Raw genomic sequence first — 8,318 nt, 5'->3', positions numbered from 1 at the left:
CATAGATGAGATGCCGCTCTTGCCGAGTGGTAAAGTTGATAAGAAACAATTGCCTGAGCCAAATAAAGTTAGACAGGATGAATATGTAGAAGCAAGCGATGAAATTGAAATCGAACTTGTTCAGGCGTGGTCAGAATTATTAAATACTGATAGCCAACTGTTAAGTACCACCGCTAACTTCTTTAAAAACGGGGGGCATAGCTTATTAGCAACGCGCATGATATCGATGATACAAGATAAATTTGAAGTATCCTTTCCAGTAAGAGTAGTTTTTCAATATCCAACTATACAAAGTCTGGCAAAATACATTCGCATAGTTAATCAAAAGGTAGCCCCTGCTGAGGAATACGATACAATAGATATTTAATATGGAAGATAAAGCGCTAAATATTCTAAACGAGCTCAAGAGTAGTGGCTCCTACGCTTATATTGAAGATGGCAAGCTTCAAATTAAAAAACCTAAGCAGACAACGATCAGCCCTGTATTAATTGCTGATATAAGGGAGAATAAGCAGGCTATATTTGATTTTTTGAGTTTGTCCGAGTCGTCAGCATCTAATGAAAAAATTAGTTCTGAGAGCAGAAAGGACTTTGATAAATTACCACTATCCTGTTCACAGGAGAGAATTTGGTTTATAGACCAATTTGAGGGATCCACTCCCTATCATATGCCTACTCTGCGTAGAATTCGTGGAAAACTAGACCTTGAGGCACTTCAATATGCCTTTACAGCCGTGATCAATCGGCATGAAATACTTCGTACTATTTACAAGGAAGATGAAGGTAACCCATTTCAGGTGATCCTTGACCCTTCAAATGAGTGGCCCATATCCCGATTATATCTACCAGATATGTCTCATGAAGAAGTGATGCAGTTAGCCACTGAAGAGACTCAAAAAGCTTTTAATCTCTCAGAAGACATCTCGCTACGGGCCACTTTGATTACCATTTCTGAAGAGAGTCACTACTTTATCATAGTGATGCACCATATCTCCTCGGATGGATGGTCCATTCCAATTTTCTATTCAGAATTGATGGAATTGTACCAATCAAAAAGAGAAAACCGCATCTCAAATTTAAAGGATCTGGAGCTTCAGTATGCCGATTATGCTTGCTGGCAAAGAAAGCAACTCGAAAACAATGCTTTGGACGGTAAATTAACCTATTGGGAAAATAAGCTGACAGGTTATGAGCCTCTTAATTTGCCTACGGATTACCCTAGGCCAACGGTTAAAAGTTCGAGTGGTGCCTTACATAGTGGAATGGTGTCAACAGAAGTTAGCCAATCGATCAGTGAACTGTGCTCTAAAACAGAGACTACGCAATATATGTTTTTATTAGCAGCATTAGATGTATTACTGCATAAGTATACAGGGCAATACGACATTGTAATGGGTAGCCCTATTGCTAATAGATTACATAAGGAGACGGAGCCGTTGATTGGTTTTTTCCTTAATACAGTGGCACTCAGGAGTACCTTTAAAGGTATGGACACTTTTGAGGAATTATTGAAACAAGTCCGAAATACTTCTTTGGAAGCCTTTCAGTATCAGGATGTTCCTATAGAAAAAATTATAGAGAGGGTAGAAAGTAACAGAGACATTAGTAGAAGTACACTCATCCAGACACTCTTCGTGTTTCAGAACACACCGGAAGGTGAGTCCAAAGAGCTAACGGACATTCAACTCGCATGGGAGTCTGTTGGGCAACATACATCTAAGTTTGATCTCACTTTTACCATTACCAGCACAGCACACGGCTTAAGAATTTACATTACCTATTGTGATGATCTTTTTAAAGAAATGACCATCAAGAGGATGATGAACCATTATAAAAATATTCTTAAGCATGTAGTGAAAGATCCAACCATTAGCATTGACAATATCAATATACTCACGCAGGAAGAGCAAAATGCTTTACTGAGATATGAACAAAGCGCATATGGTTTTGAAAATATTTATGAAATAATTCAGGCCACGGCAAAACAATCCCCAGATTTAGTGGCGGCTCATTATAAAAATTCACAACTCAGTTATGGTGAGTTGAATGGCAAAGCTAATATGCTGGCTCATAAGCTGCAGGAAAGAGGCGTTGTTCCCGGCAACTTTGTACCCGTGGTTATGTCGAGAGGTCTTGATTACATTATCTCCGCCTTAGCAATACTAAAGTGCGGAGGTGCCTTTGCACCACTGAGTATACATTGGCCGACAACAAGACTTGAGGAGATTTTAGAATCCTTATCTTCAAAAGTAATTCTTACCAATGCTAAAGGGCAGGCAGTAAGTAAGCTTACATCTGATTTATTGATTCAAGTCGATGCTGACCAATTGGGCTACAGCGATGATGATGTAGCTGTAGTTGCAAGCTCGGATGATGCCATGTATGTATTTCATACATCAGGAACAACAGGTAAGCCCAAGGGAGTTGTTGTTGCTCATGGAGGAGTTATGAATAGACTCAATTGGATGAATGAATACTTTGGTAAAGATGCTGCAAAATCAGTTTTGAGAACAACACAGCATATTTTTGATAGTTCTGTTTGGCAGATTTTTTGGCCACTGATGAATGAAGGACAAACTGTTATACCATCTGAAGATGAGCTGCTGTCGGCTAAATATTTTAAAGAGCTTGTTTCTGGTTTTAACATTACTACCACTGATTTTGTGCCGGCTTTATTTAGTGAAATAGTCCATGAATTGTTGGAGCAGGGCATTAGTGATGAGCTTTTGAGCTTGAGAGAAATAGTAATAGGTGGTGAAGAAATACAGGTCGAATCTGTAAATCAATTCAAGAATATTTATCAGGAAGTACGTATCACAAATCTTTATGGACCTACCGAAGCAAGTATAGGATGTGTTTTTCATGAGGTAAAAGGGACAAACAATAAAGTAATTCCTATAGGCAAGCCTATAGCCAATGCCCAAGTACTGGTGGTAAGTGATGGAGGACAGCTGGCACCAGTGGGTGTTACAGGAGAGCTTTACATTGGAGGCATACCAGTGGGCTTAGGATATTTACAGCAGGATAAAACCGGCGCAAGCTTTGTGCCCAATCCGGTTACCGGTAATGGAGAGGAAAAATGGTACAAAACCGGAGATTTGGTTAAATGGACAACCGATGGTGATCTCTTATTCATGGGAAGAAAGGATGATCAAATTAAGTTGAGGGGATATCGAATAGAACCTGCAGAAATCGAATCTCATATCATGGGCACGGATATGGCTCAGTCTTGCAAGGTTATTTTACAGGAGGTATCATATCGCAAATATCTTGTCGCCTATGTAATTCCATCTCCGCAGTACAATGAAGATGAGTTGATGGCAAACCTGAGGGAGGGTCTGCCTGACTACATGGTGCCGGCTTTTATTGTTTCATTGCCTAAATTTCCCCTGGACAGTAATGGCAAGATCAATAAGAAAGAGCTGAAAGTAGACACACTTATTGCTGAAGAAGCAGTGAATGGGGCAACAACAGATACAGAGGCTAAGCTGGTCAATATTTGGGCAGATTTACTTGGCGTGCCTGAGGATAATATTGATGTTAAAAAAACATTTTTTGAGCTTGGAGGACATTCACTTTTGGTGATTCGCTTAGCATATCAGGTCGAAAAGCAATTTGGAATTCAATTGTCATTGAAGCAATTCTTTAATTTTTCATCTATAGTAGAGCTGGGAAAACTTATAGATATATCAAAACCAGCAGAAATTCAACAATCACAAGAAAAGTTATACGATTTATAGTAGGTTAAATGAGCAGGCAAGAAATAGTAGAGCTTCTTATTGAAGCTAATGATAAGAATATTACACTCTTTCTGGAGGGAGATAAATTAAAATACACACTTAAGAGTGATACCGTAGCTGATGAATCTTTTTTATCTCGATTGAGGGAAAATAAAGATGATATTAAGGCATTTCTGGCCAAACAGACTGCTGATATCGTTGATGTACAGGATGGTTCAATAGCCTCGTTTGACAGACAGGCAGTGGAGAGAATACCTCTGTCTTTTTCTCAGGAAAGATTATGGTTTATAGATCGTTTGGAGGGAAGTACACATTATCATATTCCTACGATCTTAAAACTAGCCCCTGAAATTCAGGAAGAGGGTATAAAATATGCGGTTAATGAGATAGTTAATAGACATGAGATACTCAGAACTGTCTACAAAGAAGATAAACTAGGAGCACATCAGGAGGTCATGCCTCCCGCTAAATGGCCCATAATTGTTAGTGAGTCTTCTGAGGAAAATCTTCAAAAATCTATTAATGAAATCACTAAAAAGCCCTTTGATCTTTCTTCAGACAGTATGCTTAGGGTCGGGCTGATCAAACTGCCTTCTGGTCATAAAGTACTGATTTTAGTTGTACATCATATTGCTTTTGATGGATGGTCACAGCCTGTATTCATCCAGGAATTAAAAACCTTTTATGGAAAGTGGGTCAGCGGCGATACAGCCAAGCTACCCCCACTTCCTGTGCAGTATGCCGATTATGCCATGTGGCAAAGAACATACATGCAGGGTGAAACATTGGAAAAAACTATGACCTTTTGGGAACGCCAGTTAAAAGGTCTTTCTCCGATTAGCCTGAAAACCGACTATCCCAGACCGCCGATTCAAAGCACAAAAGGCAAAACAGTAGTCTTTCAAATGCCGGATAAGTATAGAGGTGCTTTGAAGATGTTTGCAGTGAAGGAAGGATTAACTCAATTTATGGTGTTGTTTGCTGCCTTTAATGTACTATTGAGTAGGTATACCGGCAAAACCGACATTTGCATAGGAACTCCAGTTGCTAACAGGTCAAAAGAAGAACTATCATCCTTAATAGGCTTTTTTGTCAATACCCTGGCCATTCGATGTGATCTTGAACAGGACATGAGCTTCATTGAATTGGTTACGCGTGTGAGAGATACTCTGCTGGAAGCCTATGACAATCAAGAAGTACCTTTTGAAAAGATCATCGAGAGACTCGGAGTTGCTAGAGACATCAGCAGAAATCCACTGGTTCAAATGCTGTTTGTATTTCAAGAGGCAAATAAAGTTGGTCTGAGCCAGCAACAAAATCATGGAAATGCACCAATTCAAATAATTAAACAATCTTCAGACAGTAGCAAATTTGATCTTACCGTTTCCGTAGCCAATGATGACAAGGGATTGCGATTAATGGCTAATTACTGTACAGACCTTTACAAGGAAGATACTATACACAAATTACTGAAACACTTCTCACAACTGATAGCGTCGGCGCTGGATGAGCCTGAAACGTCCATCCGCAGATTAAATATGATGAGTGTGGAAGAAGAGTATTTGTTGATGAAGCAGTCAGCGGGAGCTGAGCGAAAGTTGGATTTAACAGGACTTTTGGACGTGTTTGCTATACAGGCAGTCAACCACGCTAATAAAACTGCCATTTCATTTGCGGGGCAGGAGCTCACTTATAAAGAATTGGATGCGGCCTCTGATTATTTAGCTCACTCACTGACCGAGGCAGGAGTTAAAGCTCATGATTATGTGGTGGTATGCCAGGAGAGAAGCCCGGAGCTTATCGTAAGTATACTGGCGATTATCAAGGCAGGGGGAACTTATGTTCCTATGGATCCGAAACATCCGGTCAGTCGCATAAAAATGGTGGTTGATGATCTCAATGTTAAGTTTGCCATTGTTAACGACGAAACGAAAAATAGTTTTGATGCTGGACAGGTTTTCTTTGGTGTTAATTTATACCCTGAAAAGATCAATTATAAAGCCTCAGTTAGAGATGCTGATCAATTAGCTTACATTATTTATACCTCAGGTTCCACAGGAACACCCAAAGGTGTAATGATTAAGGAAAAATCTTTACTGAATTTGGTACAATGGCATATACATCAATTTAAAAATGATGTAAATAGTCAGTCCACATTGGTGGCTGGGGTAGCCTTTGATGCATCTGCATGGGAAATTTGGCCATATTTACTTGCCGGAGGTACCATACATATTATAGATGATAATACCTCTCTCTCAGTAGATGGACTGATTGAAGTATTTAAAACTAAAAGTATTACACATAGTTTTCTGCCTACGGCTCTGGTACCAGACTTTGTAAAGTCTACCCAGGGTAAGACTATGGAATTAAAGCATCTTTTAACGGGTGGGGATGCGTTGCCTGCGCTGGAGATTGTAGACTTAAACTACACAGTTTATAATAATTATGGGCCTACTGAGAATACAGTAGTTTCTACATCATATGCTCTTGACAAAGAAGATCAAAATCAAGCCCCTTCTATAGGTCAGCCGATTGATAATACTTATGCACTTATTTTTGATCAGTATTTGAATATACTGCCCAATGGCATTGAGGGAGATCTATATCTGGCAGGAGAACAACTGGCCGTTGGTTACTTAAACAATCAGGAACTTACAGATAGCGTTTTCATAGATAACCCAATGCGATGGGGCGGTAATAAGATATACAAAACAGGTGACCGTGCTTTTCGTGATGATAATGGCAACATATTCTTTGCAGGCAGACAGGACGATCAGGTAAGTATTAGAGGTTTTCGTGTGGAGCTAGGAGAGGTGCAGGCGGCCCTGCAAGTAGCACCTGGTGTCGATCAATGTCTCGTAATCGTTAGAGAAGATAAGCCGGGAGATAAAAGGATCGTGTCTTATATTGTGGCAGCTGATCATTATAAAGAGGAGGACGTTCGTGATTATTTAATGAACAGGTTGCCTCGTTACATGATCCCTGTTTCGTTTGTAAACATTGATCGTTTTCCGCTCACGGCAAACGGTAAAATAGATAAGCAACAACTTCCTGTTCCTGAAATATCTACTACAGCCGACTATACTCCACCAGTGTCTGGTACAGAAAAAGCTCTTGTTCATGAGTGGGGTGAACTTTTACAAGTAGCCGCAGATAGGATAGGTATTGATGATGACTTTTTTGTTCTGGGTGGACACTCCTTACTTGCTACACGGCTTGTTTCGCAAATAAATCATAGTTTATCTGTAGAACTCAGTGTCAAAGACGTTTTCTTAAATTCTAATGTAAGAGATCTTGCGGCATTGATAGATCAATTGGACAAGAAAGCGATGCTCAGTATAGCGCCAGCAAAACGCGAAGGTTTATTGCCGCTATCGTTTGCCCAGGAAAGACTGTGGTTTATTGATAAATTAGAAGGTACCACACAATACCATATTTCATCAACATTTGCATTAGGTGAGAATATTAATGTTGATGGAGTAGCTCATGCCTATCGCTCTGTAATTAACCGTCATGAAGTACTGCGAACAGTCTACAAGGAACGTGATGGTGTACCATTTCAAAATGTTCTTCAAGAGCAGGAATGGCAATTGACATGTCGTAAAATATCAGGTAACGACGAGTTGACTGAGCATATATCAAATTTCAAAAGGACGCCTTTTGATCTTGCTGTTCAGATACCGATAAGAGGTGAATTGATACAGACTAATAAAGGATTTGTACTGCTTATCGTAACCCACCATATAGCCTCGGATGGTTGGTCGCATCCTATATTTGAGCAAGAGATGCAGACATTCTATCGGCAGTATGTGAATCAGGAATCGACTGAACTGCCTGCTTTAGATATTCAATATGCTGATTATGCAGTATGGCAGCAATCATATTTTAAAGGACAGTTATTAATCTCTAAACTCAAATTTTGGGAGCAACAACTCCATGGTGTAGAAATACTCAATTTACCTACGGATTATCCGAGACCAGCAACAATCAGCACGGCTGGAAGATTAATCATGCGTAGCTTGTCAATAGAGCGGTTGTCAGCCATTAAATCTTTATCCGAGAGCAACGGATCAACGGTGTTTATGACTTTGTTGAGTGCATTTCAATTGCTGCTTAGCCGTTACTCTGGGCAGAATGATGTTGTTGTAGGTACGCCGGTGGCTAATAGGGGGCATAAAGAAATTGAGCCATTGATTGGATTCTTTGTCAACACACTTGTGCTTAGAAACAAAATTGATCAAGAGGCCACTTACGAAGAACTTCTCAAGGAAGTTAGAAATAATACCTTGTCTGCCTACGAACATCAGGACGTTCCTTTTGAAAAGATAGTGGAGCGTGTTGAGAAAAATAGGGATATGAGCAGAAACCCTATTTTCCAGGTTATGTTCCTTCACCAGCTCAACAATCAGAGTTTTAAGCCCGACAGCAATGAGGTTTCACTTATTACTGAGTCAAAGTTTGATATTACACTTTCTATAATAGAAAATCCTGAGTGTGGATTGAAAGTTGGCGTTACGTATTGTACTGATCTATTTTTGCGATCGAGCATGAAAGAGTTTTTAGGTCATTATATCACAT

At 39.7% G+C, this 8,318-nt stretch carries 3 protein-coding genes; all 3 read left to right on the top strand.

The features are described 5' to 3' along the window. A partial coding sequence (locus tag JL102_RS23275; RefSeq protein WP_202246880.1) for a phosphopantetheine-binding protein occupies positions 1–367 on the top strand: 367 nt, incomplete at its 5' end. A 1-nt stretch (position 368) separates the two neighbouring features. Further along, positions 369–3,740, top strand: coding sequence for a non-ribosomal peptide synthetase (locus tag JL102_RS23270; protein ID WP_202246879.1), 3,372 nt, complete (start codon positions 369–371; stop codon positions 3,738–3,740). Between the two features lie 8 nt (positions 3,741–3,748). Beyond that, on the top strand, positions 3,749–8,318 hold a 4,570-nt coding region (locus JL102_RS23265; RefSeq protein ID WP_202246878.1), incomplete at its 3' end, for a non-ribosomal peptide synthetase.

The organism is Fulvivirga sediminis, assembly GCF_016757215.1.
In the GTDB taxonomy this organism is placed as follows: domain Bacteria; phylum Bacteroidota; class Bacteroidia; order Cytophagales; family Cyclobacteriaceae; genus Fulvivirga; species Fulvivirga sediminis.
Note: the sequence above shows the minus strand (reverse complement) of the source record. Positions and strands in the feature narration are given on the sequence as shown.